This window comes from Bartonella sp. AU55XJBT (assembly GCF_028618525.1).
The window spans coordinates 130,118-151,339 of record NZ_JAQITC010000001.1 but is presented as its reverse complement, the minus strand read 5'-3'; the positions used below and the strand labels follow the sequence as shown (position 1 = coordinate 151,339).

11 protein-coding genes are annotated in these 21,222 nt (G+C 37.9%); 6 read left to right on the top strand and 5 right to left on the bottom strand.

The window, feature by feature from the left end; genetic code table 11:
* Position 1: 1 nt before the first annotated feature.
* Both ubiE and gyrB read right to left on the bottom strand, forming a co-directional pair.
* Complete coding sequence (gene ubiE / locus PVV70_RS00540; RefSeq protein WP_273757474.1) at positions 2-784, bottom strand: bifunctional demethylmenaquinone methyltransferase/2-methoxy-6-polyprenyl-1,4-benzoquinol methylase UbiE; 783 nt, start codon at positions 782-784, stop codon at positions 2-4.
* A gap of 118 nt (positions 785-902) precedes the next feature.
* Positions 903-3,335 (bottom strand): DNA topoisomerase (ATP-hydrolyzing) subunit B, encoded by a 2,433-nt coding sequence (gene gyrB, locus PVV70_RS00535; RefSeq protein WP_273757473.1) that lies wholly within the window; start codon positions 3,333-3,335, stop codon positions 903-905.
* A gap of 575 nt (positions 3,336-3,910) precedes the next feature.
* Between gyrB and PVV70_RS00530 the strand changes: the two genes are divergently transcribed.
* On the top strand, positions 3,911-4,870 hold the full coding sequence (locus PVV70_RS00530) for a transporter substrate-binding domain-containing protein (protein ID WP_273757472.1): 960 nt from the start codon (positions 3,911-3,913) through the stop codon (positions 4,868-4,870).
* Between the two features lie 11 nt (positions 4,871-4,881).
* On the opposite strand, the gene PVV70_RS00525 is transcribed toward PVV70_RS00530, so the two are convergent.
* A complete protein-coding gene (locus PVV70_RS00525) occupies positions 4,882-6,414 on the bottom strand; it encodes a YifB family Mg chelatase-like AAA ATPase (RefSeq protein ID WP_273757471.1) in 1,533 nt (510 codons plus the stop codon).
* 401 nt (positions 6,415-6,815) lie between these two features.
* On the opposite strand from PVV70_RS00525, the gene PVV70_RS00520 reads away from it, so the two are divergent.
* A complete protein-coding gene (locus tag PVV70_RS00520; protein WP_273757470.1) occupies positions 6,816-8,780 on the top strand; it encodes an autotransporter assembly complex family protein in 1,965 nt (654 codons plus the stop codon).
* Positions 8,780-13,432, top strand: a complete 4,653-nt coding sequence (locus PVV70_RS00515; protein ID WP_273757469.1) for a translocation/assembly module TamB domain-containing protein — start codon at positions 8,780-8,782, stop codon at positions 13,430-13,432. Before PVV70_RS00520 ends, PVV70_RS00515 begins: the two co-directional genes overlap by 1 nt.
* 817 nt (positions 13,433-14,249) lie before the next feature.
* Here the strand turns inward: PVV70_RS00515 and PVV70_RS00510 are convergent.
* Both PVV70_RS00510 and infC read right to left on the bottom strand, forming a co-directional pair.
* On the bottom strand, positions 14,250-16,016 hold the full coding sequence (locus PVV70_RS00510) for an ABC transporter ATP-binding protein (protein ID WP_273757468.1): 1,767 nt from the start codon (positions 16,014-16,016) through the stop codon (positions 14,250-14,252).
* Positions 16,017-17,423: 1,407 nt separating this feature from the next.
* A complete protein-coding gene (infC, locus tag PVV70_RS00505; RefSeq protein ID WP_273757467.1) occupies positions 17,424-17,942 on the bottom strand; it encodes a translation initiation factor IF-3 in 519 nt (172 codons plus the stop codon).
* A gap of 194 nt (positions 17,943-18,136) precedes the next feature.
* Here infC and PVV70_RS00500 point away from each other — a divergent pair, with 194 nt between their 5' ends.
* From PVV70_RS00500 to dapE, 3 genes are all read left to right on the top strand, one after another.
* A complete protein-coding gene (locus PVV70_RS00500; protein WP_273757466.1) occupies positions 18,137-18,916 on the top strand; it encodes a carboxylesterase in 780 nt (259 codons plus the stop codon).
* Positions 18,917-18,948: 32 nt separating this feature from the next.
* Entirely contained in the window at positions 18,949-19,689 is a 741-nt protein-coding gene (locus PVV70_RS00495) for a M48 family metallopeptidase (protein WP_273757465.1), read from the top strand.
* Positions 19,690-19,936: 247 nt separating this feature from the next.
* Positions 19,937-21,109: a succinyl-diaminopimelate desuccinylase gene (gene dapE / locus PVV70_RS00490; protein ID WP_273757464.1), complete on the top strand. Its 1,173-nt coding sequence runs from the start codon at positions 19,937-19,939 to the stop codon at positions 21,107-21,109.
* Positions 21,110-21,222: the final 113 nt, after the last annotated feature.

Sequence of the window (21,222 nt, the reverse complement as noted above, 5' to 3'; positions counted from 1 at the left end):
TTTAAAGTTTCCAACCTGAATGCAGTGCTGCAATCGCACCGGTGAGATTGCGGTACGATACGCGTGAAAATCCCGCTTGCTTGATCATATGGGCAAAATCATCTTGTTTAGGAAATTTGCGAATAGACTCAACCAAATAACGATAAGCATCGCCATCATTTGCAATAAATTGACCCAGCTTAGGGATAGCATAGAAAGACCAAAGATCATAAATTTTATCGAGCCAAGGCATCTCGACATTTGAAAATTCTAGACATAAGAAACGTCCACCGGGCTTTAAAACACGAAAAGCTTCTCTAAGAGCTTGATCAATATGAGGAACATTGCGAATTCCAAAAGCAATTGTGTAAGCGTCAAAGCTTTGATCTTCAAAAGGGAGATGTTCTGCATTGGCTTCAACAAAATCAATCAGAGGAGTAAGACCATTTTTTTGTGCGCGTTGTTTGCCAATGTTGAGCATAGAGCCATTAATATCAAGAACCGTAGCATGGGCTTTTTGGCGTGAAGCATTAAGGATGCGAAAAGCAATATCACCTGTACCACCAGCGACATCAAGAACTTTCCAGTGAGAAAGTGCTGGTGGAGAAAGCCATGCAACCATAGAATTTTTCCACACACGGTGTAGCCCTAAGGATAAGATATCATTCATCTTGTCATAATTTTCAGCAACAGAATGAAACACGCCATCCACCATGGATTGTTTTTGTGTTTCATCAACTCTTGTGAAACCAAAGGAGTGTTCCATACCCCCTTTGACGCCTACACGTTCTGTTTCAGTTGCCATATCTATGACCTTTCTTATTTTTCTTTTATCGTAAATGAAAGAGAGAGGTAATGTTCAAATACGAAAAAACAACGTGTAAAACTACGACGTTTATACAGCCAAAAACAGAAGAGTACCTTTAGATGTCAAGATTAGCAACGCTTAAGGCATTGTCTTGAATAAAAATACGTCTAGGTTCAACTTCATCACCCATGAGACGAGAAAAGAGTGAATCTGCATCGGTTGCATCATTAATTTTTACTTGTAAAAGAGAACGCGCATTGGGATCAAGGGTTGTTTCCCAAAGCTGTTCAGCATTCATTTCTCCAAGACCTTTATAGCGTTGAAGAGTAATACCCTTTTTACCGTTTATAAAAATGCTCTCTAAAAGGCTCATAGGTCCAAAAATACGCTCTGTTTTATCTTTGCGTCGTAAAAGAAGAGGAGGATGATATAGGTCGCTAAAATTTTGGGAAATGCGATCAATTTGACGTGCATCTGTTGAGTTTATAAGTCCCATATCAAGCGTGATAACATCTTTAACACCACGCAAAACACGCTCAAAACATAAACTCCTATTTTCTGTATATTGCCCACTCCATCCCTGTTCCATATCATCAGCAATCAGATTAAGACGCTGCGCGACGGCATCTGCTATTTTTTGTGCTTTTTCTTGTGTTGCAAAGGCTTCAGGGTTAAAAGCTCCAACAATGGCTGCTTGCTCAACAACATTGCGGTCATAACGGGTATGAAGGCCATTTAAAAGTTGACGGAATATACGGGCATCTTTAGCGATTTGATATAAATCAGCCCCTGCACGAACTTCTCCGGTTGAAAGCTCGAGAGTTGTTTCTTCTAGTCCCGTGTCGATCAAGAATTCTTCAAAGGCTGCTTCATTTTTAATATATTGAGAAGATTTTCCACGCGATACTTTATAAAGAGGTGGTTGCGCAATATAAAGATGTCCCCGTTCAATCAACTCGGGCATTTGTCTAAAAAAGAAAGTGAGCAGCAGAGTACGGATATGGGCTCCATCAACATCCGCATCTGTCATGATAATAATCTTATGATACCGTAATTTATCGGGTGAAAATTCATCTTTACCAATAGATGTTCCAAGAGCTGTAATAAGGGTTCCGATCATATCAGATGAGAGCATACGGTCGAAGCGGGCTCGTTCAACATTGAGGATTTTACCGCGGAGAGGTAAAATTGCCTGATTTTGACGTGAACGCCCACTTTTTGCTGATCCACCTGCTGAATCTCCTTCGACAATAAAGATTTCTGATTTTGCAGGATCACGCTCTTGGCAATCAGCAAGTTTTCCCGGCAGAGAAGTGATATCAAGCGCTCCTTTTCGCCTTGTGAGTTCACGTGCTTTACGTGCTGCTTCACGTGCTGTTGCAGCTTCCACCACTTTACTAATGAGAAGCTTTGCTTCATTAGGATGTTCTTCCAGCCATATTGAAAGACCTTCGTTGACCAAATTTTCAACAATAGGGCGCACTTCAGAAGAAACCAATTTATCCTTTGTTTGTGAAGAAAATTTAGGATCAGGAACTTTGACGGAAAGAATAGCTGTTAGTCCTTCACGGCAATCATCACCGGTTAAATTCACTTTTTCTTTTTTGGCAATCCCTGAAGATTCAGCATAACCATTAATTTGGCGTGTAAGAGCACTTCTAAAACCGATTAAATGCGTTCCACCATCCCGTTGAGGAATATTATTGGTAAAACACAAGACCTTTTCATGATAGGAATCATTCCACCATAGGGCAACATCAACGCTCATACCATCCTTTTCACTTGCAATGTAAATAGGATTATCAAGCAGGGCTTTTTTTGATTGGTCAATATATTTGACAAATTCTGTTAAGCCACCTTCATAATGCAATTCAACGGATTGAATATCAGCATGACGCTCGTCAACAAGAAGAATATAGACTCCAGAATTTAGAAAGGCCAATTCCCGTAAACGACGCTCCAATGTTTCAAAATCAAACTCAACCATAGTAAAGGTTTCAGAGCTTGGTAAAAATCTGATCTCTGTTCCAGTTTCTGTATTGCAATCACCAACAATTTTGAGTGGAGAATCAGCAACTCCATGTGTAAACGACATTTCATGAATTTTGCCGTTACGCTTGATTTTCATCCGCAACCAAACGGACAGAGCATTCACAACAGAAACACCAACACCGTGCAATCCACCTGAAACTTTATAAGAGTTTTGATCAAATTTTCCACCGGCATGAAGCTGTGTCATAATAACTTCAGCGGCAGAAATACCTTCTGTTGGATGGATATCCGTTGGAATTCCACGTCCATTATCACGAACGGAACAAGAACCATCCGCATGGAGAGTAACATTTACAAGAGTTGCATGACCAGCTAACGCTTCATCGATAGCGTTGTCTACAACTTCATAGACCATATGATGTAACCCTGATCCATCATCAGTATCACCGATATACATACCAGGACGTTTGCGTACAGCATCAAGACCTTTGAGAACTTTGATAGAGGCGGCGCCATATTCATCGCCTTGTGTCGGTGAGGTTATTTCATCACTCATAAGTTAATCCATTCCTGTGTTCAATTTACAATATTTTATCTGCTTTTTTAAAGCTTAATGTTCTGATCAGTTATTTATGGAATAACCACATTAAACATTTACCGTATATCAGCTCTAGATTCAATATCTGTCGATATATAATGGAGAGAATGATGAAACGATATTACACTATTATACAGTAAAACAACGTTATTTAGGCCAGTCATATAAGATAACTAAGCGCTTCTTTGATATATTTAAGTATTTTTACAGTGCGTGGTGAATATTTAACGCAGGGTTTATCTGTCTAGCCTTTCGTTAAGTGAGTAGTATGAATGGAAAGACAAAAGAACTTAAAAACGTAATTTATCGAGAGAAGCTGAGTTTGAAGAGTACAAAGTCAAATACCTTGATAATTCTATAAGGTTAATTTCTTTTTATATACTTGTTTGAGAATATTTGAGATCAAAAGTTTAAGCATTTTCAACGGATTTCAAAAAATATACGAAAACGGTTAAAGTTTTTCACAGTTAAAAAAAGAGCAAGAATTTTATTGATGAAACGGAAGATATTTTGGTGAAGTGCGTTAGATAATAATGAAGCGGCGTTGCATATTATCTTTGAAAAATGGGGAAGAGAGTTTGAAAATAAGAAAGCCTATACATGTAAAACAGCTTCAATGGCGTTTACGGTATTTTTTACGCCATAATTTATACATTCTTTTTATTCGTATTTTATTTGTAGCAGGGGGATTTTTATTTTTCTCTTACGCAGAAGCTGAAATAGCTGGAAGATTGCCTTCTTTTTTTGATTCGCATGAACATTTTGTACAACCTGATACCAAGGATATCATGCGTTTGCGTTTTGTAACAACTTTTGATTTTCCTCCTTTTAATTTTCTTGATAAAACAGGGCATCTTGCAGGTTATAATATCGATTTGTTGCGTGCTCTTTGCTCAAAATTAAAATTAGAGAAACTTTGTGAAGTAGAAGTGGTTCCTTGGAAAGAGCTTGTCGAGCATGTCAAAAATGGTGGTGCAGAAGTCATTATTGCAGGTTTAAAAGAAACAAGTCAAACCCAACAAGATCTTGTTTTTACAAAGTCATATTTGCGCTTTCCAGCACGATTTGTTGCTTCTCGACAGTTAAATCTTGAGGAAACAATAAGCGATCAATTGGTCCATTTAACCAGTGGTGTTTTGTCTAAAAGTATTCACGAAAAGCTTTTTCATGATTATTTTCCTAAAGCAAAATGGCAAGGATTTAAAGAGAGGGAAGAGCTCTATAAAGCCTTACAAGAACATAAAATTGACCTTATTTTTGATGATGGATTTTCTTTATCGTTATGGTTCAAAAATCAAAAATCTATTGATTGCTACCATTTTGTTGGGGGAGCATATATGGCTCCACAGTTATTGGGTCAAGGAATGCAGCTTGCTGTTGCAAAAAAGAACGAAAAATTGATTGAGATCCTCAATTATGCTCTAAAATCTTTAGAAGAGGATGGTAAACTGACAGAGCTTTATTTACGTTATTTTCCAATAAGTTTTTACTGATGAACAGTTTTTTAGTTAAGAGCTGTTAATCTTTCCGTACCGAGTCGATAGGAGATAGCTTCTGCGAGATGATGGCGCGAAAGATTATCGGATTCATCAAGATCAGCAATCGTACGCGCAACTTTGAGAATGCGATGATAAGCACGGGCAGAAAGATGCATTTTTTCACTCACCTCTCGTAAGAGTGTGGCGGCATTTTTATCAGGAATGGCAATTTGTTCTATGATTTTGGCAGGGCAATCGCCATTGGTTCGGATATGATCCAACCCTAGTATTGAAAAACGTTTGGCTTGAATGGTACGACACCGTGCGACGCGTTTTGCAACATCGCAGCTTTTTTCTGATTGCTCTGGTTGCATAAGGTCCATCGCTGTCAAAGCAGGAACATCAATCCGTAAATCAATTCGATCGAGAAGCGGACCAGAAATACGGGATTGATAATCGATTTGACAGCGTATTCCTTTAGCACAAACATGGCCTTTTTCACCTGCCATACCACATCGGCAAGGATTCATTGCGGCAATGAGTTGGAAGCGAGCAGGATAGCTGATATGATGATTGGCCCTAGCGATAACCGCTTCTCCACTTTCTAAAGGTTGACGAAGGGAATCAAGAACTTGCGGAGAAAATTCAGGTAATTCATCAAGAAATAACACACCGTTATGAGCAAGAGAGATTTCTCCCGGTCGTCCTTTAAGCCCTCCACCAATCATTGCGGCCATGGAAGCAGAATGATGTGGGGAACGAAAGGGGCAATGAAGTGAAATGGTATTATGAATCGTTTCTCCTGTAATAGATGCAATCAGACAGACATCTAAAAGCTCACGACTATCAAGAGGGGGTAAAATAGAAGGTAAGCGTTGCGCTAACATAGATTTTCCAGCACCAGGAGGACCGACAAACAAAAGGTTATGGCGTCCAGCAGCACAAACTTCTAAGGCACGTTTTGCTGTTTTCTGTCCTTTGATTTCGCAAAGATCTGGAAGTTCAGTTTCGATTGTATATTGGCGCGGTTGTGGACGTTTTTGAATTTGGGTTCCTTTAAAATGATTGACTATCGTGAGAAGAGTTTCTGGGGCAAGAATATTTATTTCTGCATTTGCCCATGCTGCTTCAGGTCCACATTGAAAGGGACAAATCAGTCCTTTATCGAGAGATACAGCTGTCATGGCAGCTGGTAAAACCCCGTTGACGGAAGTCAGTGAACCATCCAGTGACAATTCACCTAAAATGACATAATCTTGCGCTACTTCGGGAGGGAGGATTCCCATAGCAAGCATTAAGCCTACGGCAATTGGCAAATCATAATGTGAGCCCTCTTTAGGCAAATCAGCTGGTGCAAGATTAATCGTAATTCGTTTGGTTGGCATAGAAAGCCCACAAGCATGGAGGGCTGCTTGCACACGTTCACGGCTTTCTGCAACGGCCTTATCGGCTAACCCAACAATAGCCATTCCTATTTTACCGGATGAAATCATAACCTGTACATCAACAGGAACTGCTTCTAGACCGCGAAAAGCAACAGTTGTAATACGTGCGATCATTTATCTTCCCCCTTCAGACTTGGGAGAGACAATCATATCTACGCATAAAAATCAAGCAGCATCTCTATGGTTTTTTGAATGGAGAGATCTATATACGTACGCAGGTTTTCGTGGCGTTCTCATGGTAAGTTATTTGTACAAATTTAACCATGATAATATGGAGCGCAATAAAACACTTATAATAAGCTAAATGAATATGTTAAGAAAAAGGAATAAGGCTGTTTGTGTGATACAACAGAGCAGAATGTTGTTAAGATATGAGGGGAGGATGACGTTATGTATCGCAGAGTGTTATTTGATGTGATAAAACGTATAAAGCATGCAAAGTAGTCATATTTACCTTTCTTATTTTATATTATTTAAAGTGTAGTAAATGCAAGTGTATTAAAGGTATCTGATTTATGGTATCCAAAACAAGAATTTTGTTAAAATCAGGAACTGTACGCTGTGTATTTATAGGCTTGTGTTTCGTTTTTGCTTTTCCACAGCCGCTTGCTGCATTTGATTTTTTCGGCATCCCTCTTTTTGGTCAAAAGAAAAAAAATTCTTCTTCACAGTATGTCAAAAGTACAGAGAGATTTTATAAAGTTGATATTGTTACACCACCAGGGGCGCCACTGGAAGGTATAAAAATAGTTAAATCTGTCTCTTCTCTTTTTGCAGATAAAGAGAAAGCATCTGCGAGTTCTTCTGGTTTGTTAGCCAAAGCGCGTTCAGATTATCGGGCTATTCTTTCTGCTCTTTATGCTGATGGGCGCTACGGGGGTATTATTAGTATTAAAATTAATGGTTTAGAAGCCGCTGATTTAAGTCCGTTAACGCAACTTCCAGCACAATCCAATATCGTTATTACGATTAATGCTGGACCACAATATGTTTTTAGTATTGCAGATATTGATAAAGTAGCGCCTCCTGAAAAGCGTAAAGCGCATAAAATGCCCACAATTGAAGAATTGGGCTATAAAGTTGGCGCTATTGCCAAATCTGACATCATTTTGAAAGCAGAAAAATGGGCAGTAGAAGGATGGCGTCAACAAGGTTATGCGAAAGCTAAAATTATAAAAAGTGAGATCGTGGCTGATCATGCTGCGTTGCATATTGAAGGAAGGATTGTTGTTGATCCTGGACAAAAGGCTCATTATGGTCCTTTAAGTGTCCGTAATATAAGTAAGAAACCACGTGTCGATTCAGCTTATATCGCATGGATGACCGGATTGAAACCCGGTCAGAAATACGATTCCGATGCGTTAGCTAAGGCAAATGAACGTCTTGCACGCCTTGGTGTTTTTCGTGCGATCAATATCTGTGAGGCTGATACCATTAACCCAGATGGCAGTTTACCGCTTATGCTTATTGTACAAGAACGTAAACCGCGTCGTTTTGGTGTAGGGGGTAGTTATTCAACATTAGATGGTGCTGGTTTTGAAGCTTATTGGATGCATAACAATCTTTTTGGTCATGCAGAAGTCCTTAAAATTGAAACAAAAATAAGTGGTGTTGGCAGCAACAAAAAACGATCATATAATTTTAAAAATTTTGATTATCTTTTCGGTGGTACGTTTATAAAGCCGGGTGTCCTCACACCTGATACAGATCTCAGGTCAGAATTAAAAATACAGCAAGATGTTCTGGAAAATTATACAACGAAAGCTATCAAAGGGAAATTAGGTATTACGCATATTTTCAATAGTAATCTATCGGGACAGGCTGCTATAGAAGTTTCAAATGGTTACTCACGTGATATTTATTTTGGAAACCGTAATTTTACAACAATTAGTTTTCCTACTGGTTTGATTTATGATAGTCGTAATAATAAGTTTAATGCAACAAAAGGTCTATATGGTGAAGTTCTCATTGAGCCCTTTTATGAGATGCGTTTTAGCAATTTTGTTGCAAAAGTAACGGCAGAAGGCCGTTCTTATTGGGCATTGGATGAAGGGGATCGTTTTGTTTTTGCTGCGCGGGCAAAGCTTGGTACAATTCTTGGAAATAATACAGCACAAGTTCCTGCAGATACGCTCTTTTTTGCTGGTGGTGGGGGCTCTGTTCGTGGTTATGCTTATCGTAATATTGGTATCAAAACAGAAAATGATGCGATTGTTGGCGGACGGGCGCTTATTGAGGGATCGGCAGAATTGCGTGTTTCTTTAAATGATAAAATAGGATTTGTCAGTTTTCTTGATGGAGGTCTCGTAGGGGAAAAGGCGAATTTTGATTTTTCTAAAAAAATTAAATGGGGAGCCGGTATAGGAGGTCGTTATATGACAGGTCTTGGTCCTTTACGCGTTGATTTAGCCTTTCCTTTAAAAAGAGAGCAGGGTGACCCTCGCATTGGTTTTTATGTGGGTATAGGACAAGCATTTTAATGAAAAAAAGTGTATGTTTATTAGCTTTCTTCTTTGGATTTGTATTTTTTTTGGTTGGTGGTTTTGTTTTTGCGCAAAGAGAAGACCGTCTTGCTTCTAACGAAGAGATAGCAGACAATCGTTCATGGTTTATTTCTTTAATTGAAAGCAAGCTTTCAGCACCTAATCGTCAAGTTCGCTTACACAATATGCAAGGAGCGCTGTCTTCTCAAACATCAATTGATGCTATTACTGTCAGTGATAAAAAGGGGATTTGGCTTAAAATTACCAATGCCAAAATGGATTGGAATCGTCTAGCTTTGCTAAAAGGTCGGATGGATATTAATCAGCTTTCGGCAGAACAGGTTACGTTTTTGCGCAAACCACAAGGCAATTCTTCTCTTATTTCTTCTCTTGAGACGGGTAGGTTTTCTTTACCAAAATTGCCGCTTGCTCTTTCGATCAATAGGCTCACAGTTCAACATGTGACGTTTGAACAGAATCTTTTTGGTTTTTTTGCTGATATGTCCTTAGAAGGCAACGTCACTTTGGCGAGTGGTCATTTTGATGTTGATATGGTGGCGCATCGTTTAGATGCACCAGGGTCTTTTTCCGTTCTTACCAAGATATCAGAGAACAATCGTACAGCTCAAATTGATATCTCTGCTGATGAACCGCAAAATGGCATTTTGGCGAATGTTTTTAACATGGAAAAACGCCCAGCATTGAATCTCGCGATTAAAGGTGATGGTACTTTTGATGATTTGGTTATCAAACTTTCTTTAGAATCCGATCATCATTCTATTTTAGATGGTCATGTTATTCTTGCAAGTGTCTCAGAAGGACACAGTTTTTCTACGAAGCTAGAGGGTAGATTGGATCCTTTAATACCTTCTCAATATCGTCATCTCTTCGCATCTGATATAATATTAAAAGCAGAGGCAAGAAGGACAAGAGAGGGGGTGACCCACCTTGATCAGATGGTTTTTCAGGGCAAAGCAATGAATGTTATCGCCAATGCTGAAATAACAGCCGATGGATTTTTGCGGCAGCTTTTTATTGATGGTAAAATGGCTTTTGATAACGAAAAGGAGTCTGTTCATTTGCCTATATCAGAGGCGCCAAAACCTGCGAATACTCTTGCTTTGAACATTGACTATGGTCGCGAAGGACAACAATCTTGGAATGGGCGGTTGGTTGTCCATCATTTTAGCAATAAAAATATTTATATTCGCGATGCGGTTTTTGATATGGGGGGAGTAAGCGAAAATCTTGATAATGCGGCTTCTCGTCATGTTGGTGTTCAGGTTAATGGAACGCTTCAAGGGGTTAAAAAGATTAAGGGAGGGGTCGTAGAAGATTTAAGCCAAGCGGTTCATATGTATTTAGATACGGATATTGTTTCGAATAAACCAATTTTGATTCATGATCTTAGTGTTACGGCTCAGGGTTTTTCTTCTTGGTTAAAAGGGACAATGGAGAATTTTATTTTTAAAGGCGATCTTGGGTTAAAAGCCCAAACACTAGCTCCTTTGGAAGTATTCAGTAAACAACCCCTCTCTGGTAGTGCAGATATTAAAGCCAAAGGAACAATTGGTTTATTGAGTGGCATTTTTGATCTGAAATTATCAGGAATGGCTGATAATATGAAAATAGGCGTGCAGCCTTTTAATCGTTTATTCAAAGGAAATATCACTCTTTCAGGTGGTATTGCTCACAATACGATGGGCTTCATTTTACGTCATTTGAATTTGAAAAATCAATATACAAACATAAAAGCGAATGGTTATTTTTCGGATGAAAGCGCTAAAATGGATTTATCTGCTCAAATATCTGATCTCGCCAAATTAGATTCAAAGATAAGTGGTGCTCTTACGATTCAAGGAACAGCAAGAGGGCGCAATAGCCATATAAAGCTCAATACAAGTGCTCATATTGCTGAAGCGTTCGTTATGGGGAAGAAACTTCAAAACACAACACTTAACATAAAGGCACTTGTAGATAATACAGCACCCGTTACTTCTTTAACGGGGGGGGTAAAGGGTGAAGGAGTTTTTGCTCATAAACCTCTACATTTATCTGCTTCTTTTAAAGATTCTCATAAAATTCGAAAACTTGAAAATATTGATATTAAAGGAGGAAGTGCAAAAATAACGGGTGATCTTTCTCAACAACTTGGAGGTTTTTTGAAAGGAGCGCTGCATATTGATGCCGATGATATTTCAGTGCTTTCAGCGTTATTTTTACAGGATGGTAGTGGAAAAGTAAAAGGAGATTTTATTTTTGATGAACAAAATGGTAGGCAAAAAGCCCATGTAAAGGCACTTGTTAATCATTTGAATTTTGCCAAGAATAAAATAAAAAAACTGGCAATAGATGCCGACATATTCGATCCTTTTGGTACGACACAGTTTGAAGGCGTTATCAATGCAGAGCATATCCAAACTCCTTTGATAATGATCAATCGTTTAAATGCTCACGCCAATAGAAATAATGAACAGACGGTTTTTACTGTTCAAGCGATGGTGCATGATGCTCTTAATGCTCAGCTTTCTGGTCGTGTAATGAGTTTAGAACTTCCAAAAGGCATGAAACGAGAAGTGCAAATTGAAACCGTAGACTTAAAACAACACCATTTTCATGCAACATTGCCAAAACCATCGATAATTGTTTTTGATAAAGATGGAATGACAATCAATGAATTAGGAATTGCAATAAATGGCGGTAAAATTACCCTTGCGGGGAATATTCAAGATACCCTGAATTTGCAACTTACCGTGGATTCTCTCCCTGCTACTTTAGCCAATCTGTGGAAATCCGATCTTGGAGCAGCAGGGAGTGTAACAGGAAAGGTTATGATTCGTGGTCATTTTAAAAAACCTGATATAACCTACGATATAAAAGGTGAGGAACTGACAACCATTGCTCTTCAAGATAAAAAAATTATGCCTTTTTCGCTTTCTACTACGGGGAAAATCTTAGATCAAAACCTTACTTTGAATGCAAGTTTAACAGGAGAAGGAGTACAAGCACAAGCTCAAGGGCTGGTATCTTTAGAGAAAGACCAACTTGATCTCCATATTAATTTGCAAAATTTATCTGCACGTTTGGCAAATAGCTTTATTGCAGGACAAGCGCTTGATGGGACGGTGATAGGCAAAATTGATATTGGTGGGACAATGAAGGACCCATCGGCTCATTTTGAGCTTTCTAGTCAAAGCCTAACTACTATGACGCATAAAGGACCGATGTCAATCAATATAAATACTCGTGGTTCTTATAAAAAATCGACATTGCATATTGAAAATATGATAGCAACTGGAGATAAAGGATTAGATCTTTCCATTCATGGGCCTGTTTCTCTTAATGGTTCAGAGGCAAAATTAAATGTTAAAGGGATAATGCCTCTTGATTTTGTTAATCTCTTATTAGCTAAGCGTGGTGCGTATATAACGGGTACAGCAAGAGTTGATACAGTTCTTAATGGTGCGCTATCAAAGCCGCAATTTATTGGAAATATTTCTATAGCCGATGGTAATTTTTTGGATTCAAAAACCCATGTAGGATTGAATAATATAACGCTTGAAGGCAAATTAAATGGCGATCATATTCTTATAGAAAAAGCTTCAGCTTCTTCGTCTGAGGGAGGGGGAATTTCTGCTTCAGGCCGTATTTCTAATGATCTAGAGACAGATTTGATCTTTCATCTTGATAATGCCAATTATAATGATGGTTCTATGATTCTTGCAACATTGTCAGGTGAGATGACAATGACGGGTCATTTTCTAAATGATCTTGTTATTGGTGGAGATATCATTGTTGAAAAGGCTGAAATTTTGGTTCCTGATCATTTTCAAAATGCTAAGTTTCTTGATGTCAAAAATAAGAATTTAACAAAGCCAATTCAAACAACACTTGAACGTGCTGATGTTAAGAGCACGAATAAAAGTCCTAGTGCCACAGAAGAATCATCATCTGTTGTGTTATCAAATATGCGTGTTACAGCACGCAATCAATTTTTTGTACGGGGAAAAGGGTTAGATGCCGAACTGGGAGGGCGCATTAATTTAGCAGGTCCATTAAATGATGTGCATCCAGTGGGTGAATTTAGAATGATTCGTGGACGTTTTGATATTCTTTCACAACGTCTTAATTTTGATCAAGGACAAGCGAGTTTTAGCGGTAATCTTAATCCTACGGTTTATTTTGTAACCAACAATACCAGTGGTGACATTCGCGTCACTGTAACCGTAAGTGGAACGATTGATAATCTTAATATTAATTTTTCTTCACAACCGAATTTGCCACAGGATGAGATTTTGGCGCGTTTGATTTTTAATCGCTCTCTTAATGAACTATCACCATTTCAGATTGCTCAACTTGCGGCAGCCGCCGCTGATCTTGCGGGTGGTTCTAATACATCTTTGTTGAACACTTTACGAACTAAAATTGGGCTTGATGATCTTGATGTTATTGTTAATGAAAAAGGTAATACAGGTTTACGCATTGGACGCTACATACACAATAACATTTATTTAGGCTTTGAAGCAGGATCTGATGGAACGACGAAAGGGACAATTAATTTGGACATATCGCGTCACCTCAAAGCTAAAGGTTCTGTAGGAAATGAACAAAATTCGAGTATTGGCCTCTTTTATGAAAGAGACTACTAAAGATTGAAGTTTAAAAAACAAGTTCTTTATTTTTTTTTCTCATTTCTCGGGCTGGGAAGGAAGCTTAGGCTAGAAATATACTCAAAGGAGAAGTATTTTATTGCGATGTTAAGGGAACGATCTAAAATAGTTTATTTTTTGTTTATGACAGTCTCTAAAGAGACAAAATATTCATGAAAGAGAACATATTATTTTGCTGATTTATATTTATTTTAAAAGAATATTTAAACCTTATTCTCAAGCCCATTTCATGCTGTTGACTAAAGAGTGTATTGTATGCAATATATTGATTTATAAAGTTAATTTATCTTTATTCACCTTGAATTAGAACGTTGAATGCTGTAAGCTACTCTCATTGCAAATCTTTCTCATATTAAAGCAATCTACAATAGTCAAAGGTCTTAGAATAAATCTTTTCTTTTACACTGAGTGTATCTGTAATTTACAGCACACTTTTTGTAATTGGCAGCTTATCTTGTTGTGCTATAGAAAACTGTCATTTAAGGTGGAGTGATAGTAAGGCGTATAGCGCCTTTGACCAAATGCTTTGAAAGTATGTAATCAATATTTAGGAATGGTCTTATTCGTTGAGCCTTGTATACGTGAATCACATTAGTCATTATCGGGTGGAATAAATTCAATAAGAATCTGGATTGTCTATAAATTAGATTGAGTAGGAATTTTTGTTCTTTAGACCATAAATTCTTTGCCAATTCTTAATGGAAATAATATTTTTCTTTAGTAATTCTGTTTTTGCAAATAGGGCGTTAGCTTCTATCCATTTTTTACTCTAAGCCTTAATTTAAATACCTAGAAATTAGGACGTGTGTTTTTTGAACTGGATATTATGAAGTTTTTTATAAAACCCATGTTCTTTTGCGAGTAATTCTTTCTGAGTTCCTTGTTCAATCAGTTGCCCATTTTGTATGACCACAATTTTATGAGCACGAGCAATTGTTGAAAGGCGATGAGCAATAATGATCGTTGTGCGCCCTTTGGTGAGGTGGTGAATGGCTTCATTAATTTGTGCTTCGGTATGTGAATCGAGCGCGCTTGTTGCTTCATCAAGAATGAGAATTTCACTATCATGAATCATTGCTCTAGCAATAGCGAGTCGCTGTTTTTGCCCCCCTGAAAGATTACAGCCATTATCGCCTATCTGTGTATCATAACCATTTGGCAAATTCATAATAAAGTCATGAGCATTTGCTGCTTTTGCTGCTGCAATAATTTCGTCATCACAAGCGCCATCTTTTCCAAGCCCAATATTATATTTAACGGTTCCTTGAAAGAGAAAAGTATCTTGCCCTACATAGGACATCAGGTTTCTCAGAGAACGAAATGTTGTGTAGCGGATGTCTTGATCATTAATCAATATGCGTCCTTTTGTGGGGTCATAAAGGCGCATAATAAGATTGATAAGGGTTGATTTTCCTGAGCCGGATGGTCCTACCAACGCTGTCATTTTTCCAGCTTCTATTTCTAGATTAATGTCTTTCAATACCATTTTGTTATCAGTGTATGCAAAAGAAACATTCTCGAAACAAATAGCTCCTTGCGTTTTATTCAGATCTTTAGCTTCTTTATGTTCTATAACTGTAAGGGGACGGTCGAGTATTTCAAACATCGTACGGATATTGACCAAGCCAGATTCAATTTTGACACGGACATTTGCTAGTCTTTTTGCGGGTTCATAAGCTAAAAGTAAAGCAACAATAAAGGACATAAATTCACCTTGAACACCTGCGCGTTGGGTTGCAAGGTATCCAGAAAAACAGATAATACCGGCAATGGCGACACCTGTAAGTGTTTCCATAATAGGATTGGTAATCGCTTCAAGTGTTGCAATATTGTTTGTTTGCTTTTCAACATCACAAATGGCTTTGTCCATCCTTTTTTTCATAACTTCTTCTAGTGAAAAAGCCTTGATGACTCGAATACCAACAGCCGTTTCCTGTACGATTTTGATAATTTCACCAAGTGAAAGAAGTTCTTTTTCCATAAGGCGGCGAACACGTTTTAAAGCCATTCGAACACCTAAAAAAGCCAGTGGTCCTACGATTAAAGTAATGGAGATTAACATAAAGTTTTGAATGAACATGACAAGCAACAAACCACTAACGGAGAGCAAATCACGCACAAAAGTTGTGATAATCGTATCAATGATATTACGCACAGCTGTTGCATTATGGGTTACGCGAACAAGCAGATCAGATGACGTGTTATTGTGATAAAAAGAGACACCTTGTTCCATAAGGCGCGCATAAATTTTGCGCTGTTGTTCAGCAATGATACTGTTGCCTGCTTTGCTTAAAAAGTAAGTTTGGGCAAAAGTTGCAATCCCTTTAAGAATAAAGATAAAAGCAATGAAGCTAGAAATCAAAACGATCATAGCAAAATTTTGCGCATCAACAATATAATTAACAACATCACGCATAATCCACGCACTGGTTGCAGTTGTACAGGAAATGATGATCATTGAAATAATCGCTGCACTGTACCAACGCGCATGTTTATGAAAATTTTCTCGTAAAAGGCGGATAATGAGATGTTTATCAAAAGAGGAAAGTTGTTTTTTGGCCATGAAGTGCTTCTATATTTTCTTGTTGTTTTATGCAAGATTGAAGCGCTCTTAATTAAAAAGCCCCTTAATCTTTTTTACAAAAAGAGCCTTCTTCTTTCAATGTGCGTCACTCTATTGGCATTCGCATATTGCAACAGTCTCCTCTAGACGCTTGAAAAGTTTCATAAGAGGATAATGATCTTTTTCTATGCACATCATATTCCCTATGATGCACAAGCGAGCATTTTTGTTTGATTCCAATATTAAAAAATTTGAAATGAGAGAATCCTACAATATTTATTTCTCTTATTCGAGGAGAGGAAATATAAATTATCCATTGTTAATTAATGTGTTATTCCATTCCACTCTATGTAAAATATTGCGCAAGGAATTTTTCGTGCTTTGAGCATTTTAAAATACATTATTGACATTCTATAACATTGCGTATCTGCTTTATCCTACGACATTCAGAAGATTAGATTAAAATCAAAGAAATAAAAAATTTTTAAAGGCTTTGGTGATGAACCAACAAAAAGCGATCTATCTTTAAAAGGGATAGTGGCTAAAGTTTCTGAGAATACTGACAATAGAGTTGATAATAAGGGGAAAGTTGTAATGAGCAGATGATCTCTTATTTTGAAAAGTAAGTACGGGTTTATTCTCTGGCTTATTGAATACTGTTTGGTAAAGTGTTGCTATTAAGCCTCCCATCTTTTAAGCTATGAAGGGAAAAGCGGGTGTCGTCTCATACTTTGTCAGCTCGTGGGTGTGTTTCTAGAGTGATTCATAAGAGGTATTTTTACGACCTTTCTCATACAATTTTTATCCACACGATTCTTTTTGTTTGTTATGTGCAAGAAAGTGATTTTGATTGATTCAACATGAAACAGATCCGAAATGAAAGAATCTCACGATATTCGGGACTCTCATTCAACATGCAAAATAGTGAACACTCTTTATAAACCAATAAGTTGCCATTGCAAGTAACAGATGATGGTGGTAGTGCTAAAGGGCGCCATTATCTTTATAATTATGAAAGTTCAAGCCAACACCTATCATTTCTTTACCAGTTTCTATATTGTTACAGATTTTGGCATTTGAAATGGTTCACAAAAGATATTTCTACTTTTTTATATTTTATACATTATCTCTGTTTGTGATGTACAAGAAAATGATTTTTTGCTAAATTCTATGAATAAGAGAGCTGAAAATGAAGAAGATCTTACGGTGCTGACACTTTCTCATTTAATATGCAAAATAACAAATTCTTCTTATAAATCGAGAAAGCACTATTAAACTCTTAAAAGGATCTATACACATTTATAAAACCTTAAAAGCACCATACAATCCTACGACATGGTGCTTCTAAACGATATACTTATATGCTCATATTGATGAGTTGCACACAGACACTATTCGAATGAAAAGCTATTTAGGTGCTATCACCATCATTATTTGCCGTCCTTCAAATTTTGGTTCCAATTCAATCTTGGCAATTTCACTTGTATCTTCTTTTACACGCTGAAGAAGCTTTAATCCAAGATCTTGGTGAGCCATCTCACGACCACGAAAACGCAAAGTAATCTTTACTTTATCACCATTATCAATAAAGCGATGAACAGCCCTCAGTTTGACTCCATAATCATGGACATCAACATTCGGACGCATCTTAATCTCTTTGATTTCGATGACTTTTTGTTTTTTACGTGTCTCTGCGGCTTTTTTTTGAGTTTGATACTTTAATTTGCCCAAATCGATAATTTTACATACGGGCGGTTCCGCATTTGGGACAATTTCAACCAGATCAAGCCCAGCTTCTGCGGCTATAGCAAGAGCCTCTTGTATCGCAACAACTCCCTGATGTTGTCCCTCATCATTGATAAGTTGCACATGAGGCACCCGAATATCCTGATTTGAACGTGGTCCGTCTTTTTGGGTAGATGTCATTTTAAACGGTTTACGAATGGTTTATGCTCCTTAATTTTGATTCAACTACAGTTAATTTAATATACAATTATGCACATAAAAACAACTATAATTCGTGTCTGTTTCATTATTTGATTTGTTACTTTTTTAAGTAATTTAGATTATAAAAGTTTTTCCCTTAATTTAAAGAAATTGTTTTATGGAGGAGAAGAATCATGAATCAAAATATTCCTTGCCAGTTTTTTTCGTTTGAGGACACTGCTCTTGCAGTACGCCGTCGCAAAGGACGCCACTCTCCAGGTTTAGTTTGGCTTCATGGCTATCAATCCGATATGTTGGGAAGTAAGGCGATGTTGATTGATCAGTTTGCTCAAAAGCATGATTTGTCTTGTTTACGTTTTGATTACTCTGGCCATGGAGAATCTGAAGGAGATTTTTTTCAAGGAACGATTTCACGGTGGGTGAGCGAAAGTTTAGCAGCTTTTGAAACCTATTGCGAGGGGCCGCAAATTTTGGTTGGTTCCTCTATGGGGGGGTGGATTGCTTTAAGGCTTGCTATGATGCTAGCGCAGAAAAATAAGAAGCTCGCTGGTATGATATTAATTGCTCCAGCGCCTGATTTTACACAAACATTGGTGGAACCAGAATTAGGCCCTGAAGAATGGAAAATTTTGGAAGAAAAAGGCTATATTGAACGACCTGCTGTTGGTGATGAGGAGCCGATGCCTTTTACAAAAAAATTGATTGAAGATGGACGCGAAAATTGTGTCATGAGAGGATGTATTGATGTTGGCTGTCCAATTCATATTCTCCAAGGAATGGAAGATGATAAGATACCCTATCAGCATACATTGACTTTACTTGATCATTTACCTCTTCATGACGTAACATTGACACTTGTGCGTGATGCAGATCACCGTTTTTCTCGTCCACAGGATTTAGATTGTCTAGAAACAGCCTTGAGATCTTTAATTAATCAGATTAATGCAAAATAAGGGGGCTATTTATTGATGATGAAGATAAATATATGAGCATTTCTGAAAAGCATTTTATTTTTTCTGATCGCGCTATCCCTATACGCCTGCGGGAAAATAAGCACGCGCGCCGTCTTACTTTACGTATTGATGCCAGCAGTCGGGAGATTTGTGTAACAACACCACCAGCGATAAATCTCTGTACGGTTGAAAGTTTTATTGAAAAACATCGGTCTTGGATTGAGACGCGCCTTAAGCGTATACAAATTTCTCATGAAAATACCTATCTCAAAGAGGGCGCAACAATTCCTTTTCTAGGTGTTTCCCATACCATAAAGCATGAGCAAGGACGTGGAGTAACAGAAATTGTTACAGCAGATGCAGAGCAAGGGCCTCAAATTATTGTTTATGGTCAATTAGAATATCTCCCAAGACGCATTGCTGACGTTTTAAAAAAACAAGCAGCGCTTATTATAACACCTTTGGTGGCACATTATGCTCATCAGGTAGATCGTAAAGTCAAATCCATTTGTTATAAAGATACGAGAAGTCGTTGGGGATCTTGTTCAATTGATAAGCGTCTTTCTTTTTCTTGGCGTCTTATTATGGCTCCAAAAGCAGTTGTTGAATATGTTGTCGCCCATGAAGTTGCTCATCTTGTTGAAATGAATCACGGACCAAGATTTTGGGCTCTTTGTGAGAAACTTTGCCCTGATAGTAAAACGCATCGTGCTTGGTTGAAAGAAAATGCTCATAGACTGCACGGCATTAATTTTGATTCATATAACAAATGAGAAGCGTATAAATGAGAGGCGTAAAAAATTTGCAAATGAGAGCAATATTTAACGGAACTTTTTGTTGAGTGTTTCGTTGTGTGTGTGCTTCGTCATGCATGATGAGGAAGCCATTGAAGCTCTCAGCACGATTGTCCTCCCCTGCTTGGTTTGCTGAGTGTCTTCAATGTTTTTACTTTATCTTTTTTGCCATTCAGCGTAATAACCTTAAGTTCCGATAATTTATAATAAATGGGAAGGGGTTTTTATGTCTGTTCTTACAGATCCACTTCAGCTATTACAGGCTCTGATTCGTTGTCCTTCTGTTACACCGCATGAAGCGGGGGCTTTATCAGCGTTGGAACAATTTTTGGAAAAAATGGGATTTCATGTTGAGCGCCCTATTTTTACGGATAAAAATACAGCTAATGTTGAAAATCTTTATGCAAAAATGGGAAGGGCAGGACCCCATCTGATGTTTGCAGGTCATACGGATGTTGTACCGCCAGGTGCATTAGAAGATTGGACTTATCCACCTTTTGGAGCTGTTATAGATCAGGGGAAATTATATGGGCGGGGTGCTGTTGATATGAAAGGCGGTATCGCTTGTTTTATTGCGGCTCTCGCGCGCGTTCTTGAGAAACAATCTATTAAAGGAACGATAAGCCTTTTGATTACTGGTGATGAAGAGGGGCCTGCTGTTAATGGTACGGTAAAACTTCTCCAATGGGCAGAAGAAAAAGGCGAAAAATGGACTGCTGCTCTTGTAGGAGAACCAACAAGCGTAAAGGCTGTTGGTGATGTTATCAAAATTGGTCGTCGCGGATCGATTTCTGGGATTATTACTGTGAAAGGTCGCCAAGGTCATGTTGCTTTTCCAGAGCGGGCTGCTAATCCTTTGCCTTTGGCAAGTAAGCTTATTCAAGCATTGACACAAACGGCTTTAGATCAAGGGACAGAGAATTTTCAACCCAGTAATTTAGAACTAACAACCATCGATACCGGTAATTTGGCAGTCAATGTTATTCCAGCGCAGACAACGATTCGTTTTAATATACGCTACAATGATCTTTGGACAAAAGAAACCTTGATGGAGGAAATTGAAAAGTGTCTTGCTTTGGTGCACTCAAAAAATAATAGTGGTCAATATCCCTCTTATCAGCTTGAATGGATTCCGAGTTTAGGAGATGTTTTTTTGACCAAAAATGATAAACTTATTCAAATTTTATCCAATGCTATTAAAAGTGTAACAGGGAGTGCACCAGAATGCTCGACGTCTGGGGGAACTTCAGATGCACGATTTATTAAGGATTATTGCCCCGTGGTTGAATTTGGCTTACCAGGACAAACGATGCATATGGTAGATGAATGTGTCGCCCTTGATGCAGTGGAAACACTTACGGCTATTTATGAGCGTTTTATTGTTGATTTTTTTGCATAAAGAAATAATTGTTTGGTCCAATAATATCTTTATCTTATTTTGCCATAGAACCCTTTTGTTCCCATAAAATATTGTCATTTGAGGTGTTAATATATTAAGTGGTTTTAGAGTAC